Consider the following 14,068-nt stretch of genomic DNA (forward strand, 5'->3'; position numbering starts at 1 on the left):
TTACCAGAACAGGGCTACGCCAAGAATCACCACGGTTACCACCGCAGTCACCACCCAGAGTCCCTTAATGACTGGCTCTGGCCCAAGTTTTTCGTTTTTCACGATAATATTTGCCGCTTTTGGCGCCAGCTCAAACCAGGTTTTGGTATGCAACAGCGCCGCCGCCAGCACGATGATATTCAGGATCACCACAATCGGATTCTGCAGGAACCCGACGAAACCGGCCCAGGTTTCCGGACCGTGTTTAAGAGCAAACAGGCCGTACATCAACTCAATGCTGAACCACACCGCCGGTACTGCTGTGCCTTCACGCAGCATATAGAAGCGATAAAACGGCAGATTTTTCCACCAGGTGGACGGCATCGGCCGTACATATGCTTTGCGTTTAGTCGTCATCATGCACTCCTTAGCGTGGTTTCAGGGTGGCGATAAGAAAGTCTTTCGAACTTTCCACCTTGCCCTGTTGGATCGCGGCGGCCGGATCGACATGCTTCGGACAGACTTCCGAGCAGTAGCCGACAAAGGTACAGGTCCATACGCCGTTCTGGCCGTTCAGCTGCGTCATACGTTCTTTCTTACCGTGATCGCGGCTGTCTTCGTTGTAGCGGTGCGCCAGGGTAATGGCTGCTGGCCCGATAAACTCAGGATTCAGGCCAAACTGCGGGCAGGCGGCATAGCACAGACCGCAGTTGATACAGCCGGAGAACTGATGGTATTTGGCCATCTGCGCCGGGGTCTGTTTGTTAGGCCCTTGATCCGGTGTGCGCGGGTTACCAATGATGTATGGCTTAATGGCTTCCAGGCTTTCGATAAAGTGGGTCATGTCGACCACCAGATCGCGCTCAATCGGGAAGTTCCCCAGAGCTTCGACTTTCATGCCCTTCGGGTATTCACGCAGGAAGGTTTTACAGGCCAGCTTAGGCACCTTGTTGACCATCATGCCGCAGGAGCCGCAAATGGCCATACGGCAGGACCAGCGGTAGCTCAGGTCCGGCGCCAGATTGTCTTTGATATAACCCAGCGCATCCAGCAGGGAGGTCTGTTCATCGTAAGGCACTTCATAGAAAGCACTGTGCGGGGCGCTATCCACTTCCGGGTTATAACGCACCACTTCGACTTTCAGGGTTTGCATCTCAGCCATTCGCCGTCTCCTTCTTATCGGCTGCTTCCGCTTCTGCACCGTAAACGCGTTTCGCTGGTGGCAGCGTGGTGATTTTCACGTCGCTGTAGTCCAGACGGGTCGTGCCGTCCGCATCGCGATAAGCGAGGGTGTGCTTGAGGAAGTTCACGTCGTCACGCTCGGTGCAGCCTTCGTCCAGACGCTGATGCGCGCCGCGCGACTCTTTACGCGCCATGGCGGAGTGCGCCATACATTCGGCAACATTCAGCCCGTGGCCCAGCTCAATGGTGTAGAGCAGATCGGTGTTGAAGACGCTGGAGGTATCCGTCACCCGCACGCGTTTGAAGCGCTCCTGCAACTCAGCCAGCTTATCGATGGTTTTCTGCATCAACTCCGGCGTACGGTAAATACCGCAGCCCTCTTCCATAGAGAGCCCCATCTCATCGCGGATCTTCGCCCAGTTTTCGCTGCCTTCCTGATTCACCAGATTTTTCAGGCGCTGCTCGACATCGGCTGCCTGCGCATCGAGCGCGGCGTCGTTCGCCTCACCAGCGGCAGCGGCGCGCGCAACGGCCTGCTCACCGGCCAGACGGCCAAACACCACCAGTTCCGCCAGCGAGTTTGAACCGAGACGGTTAGCCCCGTGCAGGCCAACGGAGGAGCATTCGCCCACTGCAAACAGGCCCTGAATGCGGGTTTCACACTGCTGATCGGTTTCGATACCGCCCATGGTGTAGTGCGCGGTTGGACGCACAGGAATCGGATCTTTAACCGGGTCGACGCCGACATAGGCTTTGGACAGTTCACAGATGAACGGCAGACGTTCCAGCAGCTTTTTCTCACCCAGGTGGCGCAGATCGAGGTAGACCACATCGCCGCGCGGGGTAGGGATGGTGTTGCCTTTGCGCCACTCATGCCAGAAAGCCTGGGACACTTTATCGCGCGGACCAAGCTCCATATATTTGTTCTTCGGCTCGCCCAGCGGCGTTTCCGGGCCCATGCCGTAATCCTGCAGATAGCGATAGCCGTTCTTATTGACCAGAATACCGCCTTCACCGCGGCAGCCTTCAGTCATCAGAATACCGGAACCCGGCAGGCCGGTTGGGTGATACTGCACGAACTCCATATCGCGCAGCGGAACGCCGTGCTGTAGCGCCATGCCCATCCCGTCGCCGGTCACAATGCCGCCGTTGGTGTTGTAACGGTAAACACGCCCGGCCCCGCCGGTCGCCATCACCACAGCATTGGCGCGGATCTGAACCAGCGTACCTTCCATCATGTTCATCGCCACCAGGCCGCGAGCCTGGCCGTCATCGACCAGAATATCGAGGACGAAATGTTCATCGAAGCGCTGGATCTGGGGAAACTGGAGTGACGTCTGGAACAGGGTGTGGAGCATATGGAAGCCCGTTTTATCGGCGGCAAACCAGGTACGCTCAATTTTCATGCCGCCAAAGCGACGCACGTTGACGCTGCCGTCATCCCGGCGGCTCCACGGACAACCCCACTGCTCAAGCTGGGTCATTTCCGTCGGGCAATGATGGACGAAATAATCAACGACATCCTGCTCGCATAGCCAGTCGCCGCCGGCCACCGTGTCGTGGAAGTGATAATCAAAGCTGTCATGATCCTGCGCGACGGCGGCGGATCCCCCTTCGGCGGCAACCGTATGGCTACGCATTGGGTATACTTTTGAAATCAGGGCGATTTTAGCGTTCGGATTAGCCTGGGCTGCAGCTATCGCTGCGCGTAATCCTGCTCCGCCAGCGCCTATAATGGCAAGATCGGCTTGAAAGGTATGCACGACATTCCTCCAGATTTTTGATATTCGCATCACGACTACCCTGGGGTAGTGCAGGGCCCCGGAGGGCGAATGCGAAAGCGATTCCACTGCTCCTTTATGGGTAACGCAGTATAGCCGTAGGGAAAGAAGGGAAATTTGACGTGTTCGATTTTTTTGCGGTTATTTCCCTTCATTTATCACTGCAATTGATGAATTGCGTCACGTAATTATTGGAAGTTATGAAAACCCTAAAATTCACTGGGCAAAATTTGTCTCCGCCCTGGGTTGCGAGTAGACTTCGTCCCCTTGTCTGAAATCGGAGAAATTCTCATGAGCGAAACGGCCACCTGGCAGCCGAGCGCATCCATCCCCAATCTGTTAAAACGCGCAGCGATTATGGCGGAGATCCGCCGCTTCTTTGCCGACCGCGGAGTGCTGGAGGTGGAAACGCCCTGCATGAGTCAGGCGACGGTCACGGATATTCATCTGGTGCCGTTTGAAACCCGTTTTGTTGGCCCTGGTCACTCACAGGGGATGAATCTTTATCTGATGACCAGCCCGGAATACCACATGAAACGCCTGCTGGCAGCCGGGTGTGGCCCGGTGTACCAACTGTGCCGCAGTTTCCGCAATGAAGAGATGGGGCGTCATCACAACCCGGAATTCACCATGCTGGAGTGGTACCGTCCGCACTATGACATGTACCGCCTGATGAACGAGGTGGACGACCTGCTGCAACAGGTGCTGGAGTGCCCGGAAGCCGAAACGCTCTCTTATCAGCAGGCTTTCCAGCGTCATCTGGAGATTGATCCGCTCTCGGCTGACAAAACGCAACTGCGTGAAGCGGCAGCAAAACTGGATCTCAGCAACATTGCCGATACTGAAGAAGATCGCGATACGCTGCTGCAGATGCTCTTTACCTTTGGTGTTGAGCCGCAGATTGGTAAAGATCGCCCGACCTTCGTCTATCACTTCCCGGCAAGCCAGGCGTCACTGGCGCAAATCAGCACGGAAGATCACCGCGTGGCGGAGCGCTTCGAGGTTTACTTTAAAGGTATTGAACTGGCGAATGGTTTCCATGAGCTGACCGATGCCCGGGAGCAGCAACAGCGTTTCGAACAGGATAACCGCAAGCGTGCCGCACGCGGCCTGCCGCAACAGCCTATCGACCACAACTTACTGGGTGCGTTAAAAGCGGGCCTGCCGGACTGCTCAGGCGTGGCGCTGGGCGTTGATCGTCTGGTGATGCTGGCGCTGGGCGCCGAGCAACTGGGTGATGTGATTGCGTTTACCGTTGATCGCGCCTGAGATTTTGTTTGCCCGGCGGCGCTGCGCTTGCACGGGCCTACGGATTTTGTAGGCCGGGTAAGCGTAGCGCCACCCGGCATTTGCACTACAAACTCCCCGCCGGGCGCTGCTTCGCCGCCGACGTCAACGTTCTTCCCGTCTTACGGCCGTCCAGCGTTTCCAGGCGCATCTGGAACGGTGGGAACGGCATATCGATACCGTGTTCACGGAAGCCCGCCAGAATCAGCTGGTGGATCTCATGACGCAGCGGCATACGATGGCCCATTTCCGCCGCGTAAATACGCAGTTCGAAAATCTGGATCCCCTGCTGTAAATCCACCAGGAACACTTCCGGCTCCGGGGTGCTGATCACCAGCGAGCAGCGCTCGGCCGCCGTGTAGAGGATCTGCGTTACCTCTTCGCTGTTGGCATCCGACGGTGCCGGCACGGTCAGGACCACACGCGTGACGGAGTCAGAGAGCGACCAGTTAATAAACTGCTCGGTGATAAACGCCTTGTTTGGCACGATGATCTCTTTGCGGTCCCAGTCGCTGATGGTGGTAGCGCGGGTGTTGATTTTGGTGATGCTGCCGGTCAGATCGCGGATCGTCACGGTATCGCCAATACGAATCGGCTTTTCAAACAGGATGATCAGGCCGGAGATAAAGTTGGCGAAGATCTCCTGCAAACCAAACCCGAGCCCCACCCCGAGCGCAGCAACCAGCCACTGCAACTTCGACCACTCAATGCCGATCATCGAGAAGCCCACCAGCCCGCCAAAGAGCATCAGCAGGTATTTGGTGATGGTGGTGATGGCGTATCCGGTTCCTGGGGTCAAATCCAGATGCTGCAACAGGGCCAGCTCCAGCAGCGCCGGGAAGTTCCGGATCAGCTGGGTGGTGATGATGAAGACCAGAATGGCAATCAGGACTGCGCCGAGTGTAATCGGCTCCAGGCTCTCCACGCCTTGTACCGTCGAGGTCACATCCCAGAGGGTGATGTTCTCCAGGAAGCCAAACGCCGAATGAATTTCCGACCATAGGAAGATAACGGAGAGCAGGGCGATCAGCATCAGGATGGATCGTACCAGCCGCAGTGACTGGGTACTGATGGCATCCAGATCCAGCTCCGTTTCATCGACTTCCACTACTCCTTCGGTGCTGAGCATATGGGCTGGCTCTTCTTCGCCGCGCGCCCGCTGGGCAAGGATTTCGGCCCGGCGGTTTTTCGCCCGGTCGAAGGCCAGGCGACGGCGCTGGATCAGCATCCAGCGGCGGATCACGTGGTAGACCACCAGCAGCAGGAACCAGATCGCTACCGACGTCTCGAGGCGCGCCAGCAGCGCCTGAGCGGTGGCCAGATAGCCGACGGCGGCCGCGAGGATCGCCGCCAGCGGAGCGCCGAGCAGCAGATTCCACAGCATATGGTTGACCATGTTATCGCCGCTACCCTCTTTGTCGAGATAGAGCGGGATCCCGGCCTTCTTCAGGCTCAGCGTCACCACCGCCAGCGCACCGCAAATCAGCATAAAGCAGAGGCGACCCAACGAGCCGGAAAACTCCCGATCGTTGAGGTTATCAAACATGATCAGCGCCATAATCAACGGCACGATAAGCCCAATGCTCATCAGGTAGTAGCGCATGGCCCGCGCCACGCGATTACGCGGCCAGCCAAAGTGGGCAACAAACAGCCCGTTCGGGCGCGCGAAGGTGGCGCAGATCATCACCACCCATAGCAGCGGCACGGTAGCCGTCACCCCGAAACCTATCGCCACCGCCAGCGGGTATGGCCAGGCTTCGCGCAGGCCATAACCCAGGGTCATCCACAGCACCGGCAGCGGTGAGGCAACCAGAATGGACCAGAAAACCGTGCGCAGCGTGAGCCAGAAATGATCCTGCGTCACCTTGCCTACACGGGCGCTGGAGCGGTCAAGGAAGCGGGTGAAGTGGCGACGCGAATAAATGCTGAATCCGACCAGGATCAGCGCCCCCAGCAGCGGGAAAATCGTCTCCTTGCTGGTGAGCATCATAATGCTGGCTTTGCCAAGCTGGCTGAAGGTATCCAGCGAAATCAAGCGGCGCAGATCCTGAACAATATCAATCGGCCAGGAGAAGGAGACGGGGCGCACGTCCGAGGTCCAGAACAGATAGCGGTGGGTCGCCTCGTTGACCTCTTTTAACGCATCTTCCAGCTGGCTGTTCGACACTTTCAGTTTGGTCAGTTCGAGCAGCAGCGTATCGCCGCCCTGCAGCAGAGAGTTCAGCAGCTCGCGCTGCGTTCTCAGCTGGGCTTCCAGAATCCGGTTTTGTTCGGCGGTCAACGGCTTGCCATCCGGCTGGTGGATCTGGCGCAACTGGGGCTGCTTATTCAGTTGATCTTCAAAGCGCAGACGCTGTACGCGCAGCTGTGCCATTTCGGTATCCAGCTGCTGCGGTTTTGGCATCTCGGGCAGACGGGCAACCTGAGCGCGCAGCGCCTCGCCCAGCAGATTCGACGACCCCAGCCACTGGGACTGTTCGCGAAGGGTATTCAGCGCCTGGCGCACCTGCAGGGTCTGACTGGTTGCCTGGCGTTGCTGCGAGGCCACCAGATCCATACGCTGCGCCTGCTGGTTAAGCGCGGCCGAAAGCTCCCGGTTGACTTTGAATTGCTCCACGATGCCGGACGGCAGGTTCTCGCTGTTCTCCGCCAGCATCTCGGTGCTTTCCAGCGCCCGCTCAGCTTCACGCTGGCGCTGGCTATTGAGCTGATTGCGCAGCGCCTGAAGATAAGCGTCCAGCTGCTCACCCTGCTTTTTCGCCAGCTCAGAGCGCATACGCGCCAGCTCCTGACGGTTGTTAGCCGAGAGTTGCGCCAGCTCCAGTTCATCCACCAGGGCTTTTAATCTGGCGGATTCCGCCTGCATGCCAAGATTCTGTGCCTGGTTAAGGGGGGTATTGCCGGTTTGCGTTCCGGCCCGGCGTTCAACCTCATTGAGCTGGCGGCGAGCGTCGGTTTGCTGCTGTGGCAGCTGGTTCAGCGAGTCGGCGATATCCCGGGCACGCTCCTGCTCCTGCTGCGCCTGGCGGGTTTTTTCCAGTAGCTGGCTGCTGACCTGCAGGATTTCCTGGTTGAGCGCGTCAGAGGTTAAGCCCGCGGGCACCTGACGCGGCTCTTCACGGATATCGCTCAGCTGTGCGCGAAGGGTTTGAGAAAGTTTGGGGAAATTATCGATAACCTGCTGATACTGCGTAGCACGCTCAAGGGAGCCTTTACGCTCCTCAAGGGCGTTCAGCGCAGCCTGGAGCACCTCTACGGCTTCTGGCTGGGCGGGTTTTGCCGCCTTTGCCTGCTCCAGTTCTTGCGTGATTTGTTTGGTATCGGGGGCCGTCGCTGCGTAGGCCCCCATACTGAGGCACCAGGCCATCAGAAAAGTGATAATCAGGCGCACGTCAGTTTACCTTTTGCTTAGCTTACGTCTTTTTTATCGTCGACCAGTGGGCTGGCTTCGTGTTCGGCGGCAATCTCTTCCGCTGGCAGTGGCGCAGGCTCTGCATCCGTGGTGACGAAGGGCTCTGTTGATACCGCCAGCGGCTGGCCGAGCTTGGTCACGGACAGGCTTTCAAGCTGCTCTACCAGCTTCACTTTACCCGGCGCAAACAGGTTGATAACGGTGGAGCCGAGCTTGAAGCGGCCCATCTCCTGACCTTTAAGCAGCGCCACGGAACCTTCGCTTTCGCCCGCAGGCCACGTCCAGCGTTTGATGATCCCTTCACGCGGCGGCGTAATGGTGCCCGCCCAGACCGTTTCGATGCTGCCGACAATGGTCGCACCCACCAGAATCTGCGCCATCGGGCCAAACTCGGTGTCGAACAGGCAAATAACGCGCTCGTTACGGGCAAACAGGTTCGGTACGTTTTGCGCGGTGAGGTGGTTAACCGAGAAGAGATCGCCCGGCACGTAGATCATCTCGCGCAGGATACCGTTGCACGGCATATGCACGCGGTGGTAGTCGCGTGGCGACAGGTAGGTGGTAGCAAACGTACCGTTGCGGAATAGATCCGCCATCAGGTAGTTACCGGCCAGCAGGGCTTCCAGGCTGTAGTTGTGGCCTTTAGCCTGCAAAATTTTGTCGTTTTCGATAGCACCCAACTGGCTGATCACGCCGTCGGCAGGCATTACCAGCACGTTTGGGTCAGTGTTCAGAGGGCGTACTTCATCGCGCAGCGGACGCACGAAAAAATCGTTGAAGGTGCGGTAGCTGGCGGTGTCCGGCTTCTGCGCTTCCTGCATATCGACCTTGTAATATTTCACGAACAGATCGATTACCAGCTTAGTCAGCCAGCCCGCTCGTTTGCTTGCGCCCCAGCCCGCCAGGCGAGTGAGCCACAGTTTCGGCAGAATGTATTGAAGCGAAAGTTTAAATGAGTTTAACAAGGTAGCCTCCAGGCCATTGTTTTGTCGTTCCTGAGCCGGCTGTTAAACAGCCGGAACCTGAAAAAAGGGGACGATTTTAGCGACGCTTAGCTTAGTTGTCAGTCATCAGATTCAGAAAAGCTTTTACGCGTTTTTACCTGAGCCATGCTTTCGAGAATGCGGTGGTAGTTTTCAAAACGGGTTTCCGCAATTTCACCGTTTTCGACCGCTTCACGAATGGCGCAGCCCGGGTCGTTGTCATGCTTACAGTCGCGATATTTACACGCGCCTAAGTAGTCGTGGAATTCGACAAAACCGTTAAAGATTTGTTCCGGTTCAAGATGCCAAAGACCAAATTCACGCACGCCGGGGGAGTCGATCACATCGCCGCCGTGCGGGAAGTGATAGAGGCGCGAAGCGGTAGTCGTGTGCTGGCCAAGACCGGAGGTGTCGGAGACATCGTTAGTCAGGATCGCCTGCGGCAAGCCAAGCAGATTATTCAGCAGGCTGGATTTGCCCACCCCGGATTGGCCCGCAAAAATGCTGATGCGATCGGTCAACGCCTCTTCAAGCGGCTTCAGGCCATCCTGAGTACGGCTTGAGACCATCAGTACGCGATAGCCAATCTTGCGATAGATATCCATCTGCTCGTTAACAAATGCGGTGCCTTCGGCGTCGAGCAGATCAATCTTATTCAGGACGATCAGCGGCTCAACCTGCAGGGTTTCACACGCAACGAGATAACGGTCGATAATGTTCAGCGACAGTTCGGGCAGAATGGCCGAGACAATGACAATCTGATCGATATTGGCGGCAATCGGTTTTACGCCGTCGTAAAAGTCGGGGCGGGTTAATACCGACGAGCGCTCGTGCACGGCTTCGACGATACCTTTCACCGTCACGCCTTCAGCAGCGGCTTTGCCGGGGCGCCATACCACGCGGTCACCTGTTACCAGCGAGCGGATGGTGCGACGAATGTTGCAGCGGTGAACGTCGCCGTCGGCAGACTCCACATCAGCATGCATACCGAAGCGGCTAATCACGATGCCTTCCGCGGGCTCGCCAAACAGGTTGTCGTCGTAGTCGACCTTCTCTGAAGTGGTTTTAAGGCGGCGCTGATGGTTGGCTTTAACGCGGCGCTGCTGCCCTTTGGAGAGTTTATTTTTACTCAATCGTGCTGGCTCCTGGTCGCCCATATTGGGCAAAACCTCTATGATACACACTAATTAATAGTAGTTAACCTGCCACGGCCGGTTATGCGAGAAGGGTGGAAAATAACATGAGTGCAGATGAAAACAATCTGATTTGGATCGATCTGGAGATGACCGGGCTCGATCCCGAGCGCGATCGCATTATTGAGATCGCCACGCTGGTCACTGACGCGAACCTGAATATCCTGGCGGAAGGGCCGACCATTGCCGTGCACCAGTCCGACGAACAGCTGGCGCTGATGGATGACTGGAACGTGCGCACCCACACCGGCAGCGGGCTGGTGGATCGCGTGAAAGCCAGCACCCAGGGCGACCGCGAAGCCGAGCTGGCGACAATCGAATTTCTGAAGCAGTGGGTACCGCAGGGAAAATCACCGATTTGTGGCAACAGCATCGGCCAGGATCGCCGCTTCCTGTTTAAGTACATGCCGGAGCTCGAAGCGTATTTCCACTACCGTTACCTGGACGTCAGCACCCTGAAAGAGCTGGCGCGTCGCTGGAAGCCGGAAATTCTCGACGGCTTTAAGAAGCAGGGCACCCACCAGGCCATGGATGACATCCGTGAGTCGGTGGCGGAGCTGGCCTACTACCGCGAACATTTTATTAATTTATAAGCGATCTTTCCGGCAGGCGTGCGCCTGCCGGGGCATAACGCTTTAAATCTGCACAATGTGACGAATATTGCAGCACTTGAACTAAATTTATAAAAAAACGCTTTTTGGGGGGTTGCAGCAGAAAGGATTTCTCGTATAATGCGCCTCCCGTAACGACAGAGAATTCATCGTTACGACAGCACAGATTTTGCGGGAATAGCTCAGTTGGTAGAGCACGACCTTGCCAAGGTCGGGGTCGCGAGTTCGAGTCTCGTTTCCCGCTCCAAATTTTTTCTCCTCCTCCAGATATCCACCGCGGAAAGCCCCGCCGGGGACGACTTGTTTCATTTCTGACAAACTCTTCTTAACAGACTTATCCACAGGTTAATCTCTTTTTACCGAATATTCGGAAACTTCGCCTGATGAATAGTAACGTTTTAATGTCTTGAAATTTATAAAGAAAATTTCATTTCAAAATGTTAGCTCGATCACTTGACCAATAGCCAGAACCAGTCTCTCTCTGCCTTTTGATTTTTATTCACAGGCTGTGGAAACATCATGCATCTCTCGGAAGCCCCTTTTCAACGACCCTTACCAGCCTGAGTTTCTGCGGAGATTGCACCTCAACCACGCAGGCATTTCGTTTGGCGATCTGCTGCGCAACCGCCCACTCTATGTGTTCATCGAGAAGTGGGTGCTCACCTCGGCGACTTTCCAGCGCCCGGAGATTGGCTTCATCCCAGGGGGCATTTCCCAGCGCAACGGCGATATTACGCAGCCAGCGGATGTGACCAATACGGCGAATCGCCGATCCTTCCGTCACTTTCAGGAACCAGGCTTCGCTCCAGGCAAACAGCTCTGTCAGCGGCGGCGCGTGCAACGCCTTGCGCGGGCTGAAGTCGTCCTCTTCCGTTAGCTGTGAATAACGATTCCACGGGCAGATCAGCTGACAATCATCGCAGCCGTAAATGCGATTACCGATTAACGGCCGAAACTCTTCCGGGATCGCCCCTTCCAGTTCAATGGTCAGGTAGGAGATGCAACGGCGGGCATCGACGGTATAAGGCTCGACAATGGCACCGGTAGGGCAGATGGTCATACAGGCCACACAGCGGCCGCAGCCTTCTTCGACCGGCTTATCCACCGGCAACGGAATATCCACCAGCAGTTCCCCCAGGAAGAAGAACGACCCGGCATCGCGGCTGAGGATAAGTGAGTGCTTACCTGTCCAGCCGAGCCCGGCTTTTTCCGCCAGCGGGCGCTCAAGAACAGGCGCAGAATCGACAAAAGGTCTAAAATTCAGCGTGGCGCACTGCTCCTGAATCCTTTCCCCAAGCTTTTTGAGCCGGTTACGCAACAGTTTATGATAGTCACGCCCCAGGGCATAACGACTGACATACCCCAGAGAGGGGTTCTTCAGCGTACTGGCAAAAGCGGCTCCGGTGGGAAGGTAGTTCATACGCACGCTGATCACGCGCAGGGTTCCCGGCAACAGTTCATGCGGGCGGGCGCGCATCATGCCGTGACGCGCCATCCACTCCATCTCGCCGTGGTATTGATTATCCAGCCATGCCTGCAGTTTGGGCTCGCTGGCAGAGAGATCGGTATCGGTGATACCCACGTGTTGAAAACCAAGCTCAGCGCCCCACTGTTTAATGTTTTGCGCTAACTGATTGAGATCGAGGGGCTGTGACATGACGGACCATACTGTGAAGAAAAACCCCGCAAGTATACCACACTCTGTCTGGCCCGCGGACGACCTGCGGCGCGCCGAAAAAGAGGCGGCAGACAGTCTGGGTATAACCCTTTATGAACTGATGCGACGTGCGGGTGAGGCAGCGTTCACCATTGCCCGTACCGCTTATCCGCAATCCCGCCACTGGCTCATCCTGTGCGGTCATGGCAATAACGGTGGCGATGGCTATGTCGTCGCCCGACTGGCGCTTGCCGCGGGCATTACCGTCACGCTGCTGGCGACAGAGAGTGACAAACCGCTTCCGGAAGAAGCCACAAACGCGCGGCAAGCCTGGCTGGATGCGGCGGGGATTATCCACGCTGCGGATACCCCTTGGCCGGAAGGCATCGACCTGATTGTTGACGGCCTTCTTGGAACAGGTTTGCGCAGCGCGCCTCGCGACGAGGTTGCCGGATTGATCGCCCACGCTAACCAGCATGCGGCGCCCATCGTTGCGCTGGATATTCCCTCCGGGTTGGTTGCTCAGACGGGGACCACGCCAGGCGCGGTCATAAATGCCGACCATACGGTGACGTTTATTGCTCTTAAACCGGGCCTGTTGACCGGTAAAGCGCGCGATGTGGTGGGCTCGCTGCATCATCACGCGCTTGGCCTGGAGGGCTGGCTCGCCGGGCAGGAGACCGCCATCACCCGCTTTGATGCCTCGCATCTGGCGCAGTGGTTGCCGCCACGCCGTCCAACCTCCCATAAGGGCGATCATGGCCGGCTGGTGATTATCGGCGGCGACCATGGCACAGCGGGCGCTATTCGCATGACCGGCGAAGCAGCACTGCGCACGGGGGCTGGGCTGGTGCGCGTCCTGACCCGCCGCGAAAATATTGCCCCGATCGTTACCGCCCGGCCTGAACTGATGGTGCATGAACTGACGCCGAAGGTGCTGGATGACAGTCTGCAATGGGCCGATGTGGTGGTGATTGGCCCCGGTCTCGGTCAGGAGCCGTGGGGGAAAGAGGCACTACGCAAGGTCGAAAACTTTCGCCATGCGATGCTATGGGACGCTGACGCGCTGAACCTTCTGGCAATCAACCCGGATAAACGTCACAATCGCATCCTGACGCCGCACCCCGGCGAGGCCGCGCGGCTGCTTAACTGCAGCGTTGCAGAAATTGAAAGCGATCGCTTACATTCTGCCCAGCGTCTGGTAAAACGTTACGGTGGTGTTGTCGTCCTGAAAGGCGCCGGTACCGTCGTCGCCAGCGAGAGCGGAGAGGCAGGCATCGTGGATGTCGGCAATGCCGGAATGGCGAGCGGCGGAATGGGCGACGTGCTTTCCGGTATGATTGGCGCGTTGCTTGGACAGAAACTGGCGCTTTATGATGCCGCCTGCGCAGGCTGCGTCGCGCATGGTGCAGCTGCCGATCGGCTGGCTGACCACTATGGCACGCGCGGCATGCTGGCAACCGATCTTTTTGACACGCTAAGGCGTGTCGTTAACCCGAAAATAACTGACGTAGAAAATGATTAATCGCGTGATCCCTTTACCCGACGAACAAGCAACTTTAGATCTCGGCCAGCGCGTGGCGCAGGCCTGCGAGGGCGCAACCGTCATCTATCTGTATGGCGACCTGGGCGCGGGTAAGACCACCTTTAGCCGGGGCTTCTTACAGGCGCTGGGACATCAGGGTAATGTGAAAAGCCCGACCTACACGCTGGTCGAGCCCTACACCCTGGAAAACCTGATGGTCTACCACTTCGATCTTTATCGGCTTGCCGATCCTGAAGAGCTGGAATTTATGGGGATCCGTGACTACTTTGCCAACGATGCCATTTGCCTGGTCGAGTGGCCGCAGCAGGGTACCGGTGTGTTACCTGAACCCGATGTTGAAATTCACCTGGAGTATCAGGCGCAAGGGCGTGAGGCCCGCGTGACTGCTCTCTCCGCATCAGGAAATTCGATACTGGCGCGTTTAGCCGGTTAAGTTA

Annotated in this window: 11 protein-coding genes and 1 tRNA gene; 5 read left to right on the forward strand and 7 right to left on the reverse strand. The window is 57.2% G+C overall.

Annotated elements, in window-relative coordinates:
* From frdC to frdA, 3 genes are read right to left on the reverse strand one after another with little or no spacing between them, the layout of a single operon-like run.
* The gene (gene frdC / locus FHC51_RS07310) at positions 1–396 is read right to left on the reverse strand and encodes a fumarate reductase subunit FrdC (RefSeq protein WP_103822986.1); all 396 of its coding nucleotides are present in this window, start codon (positions 394–396) and stop codon (positions 1–3) included.
* Between the two features lie 10 nt (positions 397–406).
* On the reverse strand, positions 407–1,141 hold the full coding sequence (locus tag FHC51_RS07315; RefSeq protein ID WP_103177955.1) for a succinate dehydrogenase/fumarate reductase iron-sulfur subunit: 735 nt from the start codon (positions 1,139–1,141) through the stop codon (positions 407–409).
* On the reverse strand, positions 1,134–2,924 hold the full coding sequence (frdA, locus tag FHC51_RS07320; protein ID WP_220435205.1) for a fumarate reductase (quinol) flavoprotein subunit: 1,791 nt from the start codon (positions 2,922–2,924) through the stop codon (positions 1,134–1,136). Before frdA ends, FHC51_RS07315 begins: the two co-directional genes overlap by 8 nt.
* Before the next feature lie 309 nt (positions 2,925–3,233).
* On the opposite strand from frdA, the gene epmA reads away from it, so the two are divergent.
* On the forward strand, positions 3,234–4,211 hold the full coding sequence (epmA, locus tag FHC51_RS07325; protein ID WP_103177957.1) for an elongation factor P--(R)-beta-lysine ligase: 978 nt from the start codon (positions 3,234–3,236) through the stop codon (positions 4,209–4,211).
* An 85-nt stretch (positions 4,212–4,296) separates the two neighbouring features.
* On the opposite strand, the gene mscM is transcribed toward epmA, so the two are convergent.
* The 3 genes from mscM to rsgA all read right to left on the reverse strand — a co-directional run bounded on the left by mscM (position 4,297) and on the right by rsgA (position 9,757).
* Positions 4,297–7,620 carry a miniconductance mechanosensitive channel MscM gene (gene mscM, locus FHC51_RS07330; RefSeq protein ID WP_220435206.1) on the reverse strand — a complete coding sequence of 1,108 codons (3,324 nt, stop codon included), beginning with the start codon at positions 7,618–7,620 and terminating at the stop codon, positions 4,297–4,299.
* A 17-nt stretch (positions 7,621–7,637) separates the two neighbouring features.
* Positions 7,638–8,606: an archaetidylserine decarboxylase gene (gene asd, locus FHC51_RS07335; protein WP_220435207.1), complete on the reverse strand. Its 969-nt coding sequence runs from the start codon at positions 8,604–8,606 to the stop codon at positions 7,638–7,640.
* 98 nt (positions 8,607–8,704) lie between these two features.
* The gene (gene rsgA, locus FHC51_RS07340) at positions 8,705–9,757 is read right to left on the reverse strand and encodes a small ribosomal subunit biogenesis GTPase RsgA (protein ID WP_220435208.1); all 1,053 of its coding nucleotides are present in this window, start codon (positions 9,755–9,757) and stop codon (positions 8,705–8,707) included.
* A 107-nt stretch (positions 9,758–9,864) separates the two neighbouring features.
* On the opposite strand from rsgA, the gene orn reads away from it, so the two are divergent.
* Together orn and FHC51_RS07350 are read left to right on the forward strand one after the other, a co-directional pair.
* Positions 9,865–10,410 carry an oligoribonuclease gene (orn, locus tag FHC51_RS07345; protein WP_039028434.1) on the forward strand — a complete coding sequence of 182 codons (546 nt, stop codon included), beginning with the start codon at positions 9,865–9,867 and terminating at the stop codon, positions 10,408–10,410.
* 189 nt (positions 10,411–10,599) lie between these two features.
* Positions 10,600–10,675: transfer RNA gene (locus tag FHC51_RS07350), tRNA-Gly, on the forward strand.
* Between the two features lie 270 nt (positions 10,676–10,945).
* Here FHC51_RS07350 and queG read toward each other — a convergent pair.
* The gene (queG, locus tag FHC51_RS07355; protein WP_156237580.1) at positions 10,946–12,085 is read right to left on the reverse strand and encodes a tRNA epoxyqueuosine(34) reductase QueG; all 1,140 of its coding nucleotides are present in this window, start codon (positions 12,083–12,085) and stop codon (positions 10,946–10,948) included.
* On the opposite strand from queG, the gene nnr reads away from it, so the two are divergent.
* Positions 12,084–13,610: a bifunctional ADP-dependent NAD(P)H-hydrate dehydratase/NAD(P)H-hydrate epimerase gene (nnr, locus tag FHC51_RS07360; RefSeq protein WP_220435209.1), complete on the forward strand. Its 1,527-nt coding sequence runs from the start codon at positions 12,084–12,086 to the stop codon at positions 13,608–13,610. The genes queG and nnr overlap by 2 nt on opposite strands.
* Entirely contained in the window at positions 13,603–14,064 is a 462-nt protein-coding gene (tsaE, locus tag FHC51_RS07365) for a tRNA (adenosine(37)-N6)-threonylcarbamoyltransferase complex ATPase subunit type 1 TsaE (protein ID WP_103177963.1), read from the forward strand. Before nnr ends, tsaE begins: the two co-directional genes overlap by 8 nt.
* Positions 14,065–14,068: the final 4 nt, after the last annotated feature.

Origin of the sequence: Leclercia sp. EC_58 (genome assembly GCF_019584355.1) — a bacterium.
Taxonomy (GTDB): Bacteria; Pseudomonadota; Gammaproteobacteria; order Enterobacterales; family Enterobacteriaceae; genus Enterobacter.

What these genes read in the sequence shown, in the direction of transcription:
- frdC (WP_103822986.1), bottom strand. Translation starts at nt 396, where the DNA reads ATGACGACTAAACGCAAAGCATATGTACGGCCGATGCCGTCCACCTGG.
- FHC51_RS07315 (WP_103177955.1), bottom strand. Translation starts at nt 1,141, where the DNA reads ATGGCTGAGATGCAAACCCTGAAAGTCGAAGTGGTGCGTTATAACCCG.
- epmA (WP_103177957.1), top strand. Translation starts at nt 3,234, where the DNA reads ATGAGCGAAACGGCCACCTGGCAGCCGAGCGCATCCATCCCCAATCTG.
- orn (WP_039028434.1), top strand. Translation starts at nt 9,865, where the DNA reads ATGAGTGCAGATGAAAACAATCTGATTTGGATCGATCTGGAGATGACC.
- nnr (WP_220435209.1), top strand. Translation starts at nt 12,084, where the DNA reads ATGACGGACCATACTGTGAAGAAAAACCCCGCAAGTATACCACACTCT.
- queG (WP_156237580.1), bottom strand. Translation starts at nt 12,085, where the DNA reads ATGTCACAGCCCCTCGATCTCAATCAGTTAGCGCAAAACATTAAACAG.
- tsaE (WP_103177963.1), top strand. Translation starts at nt 13,603, where the DNA reads ATGATTAATCGCGTGATCCCTTTACCCGACGAACAAGCAACTTTAGAT.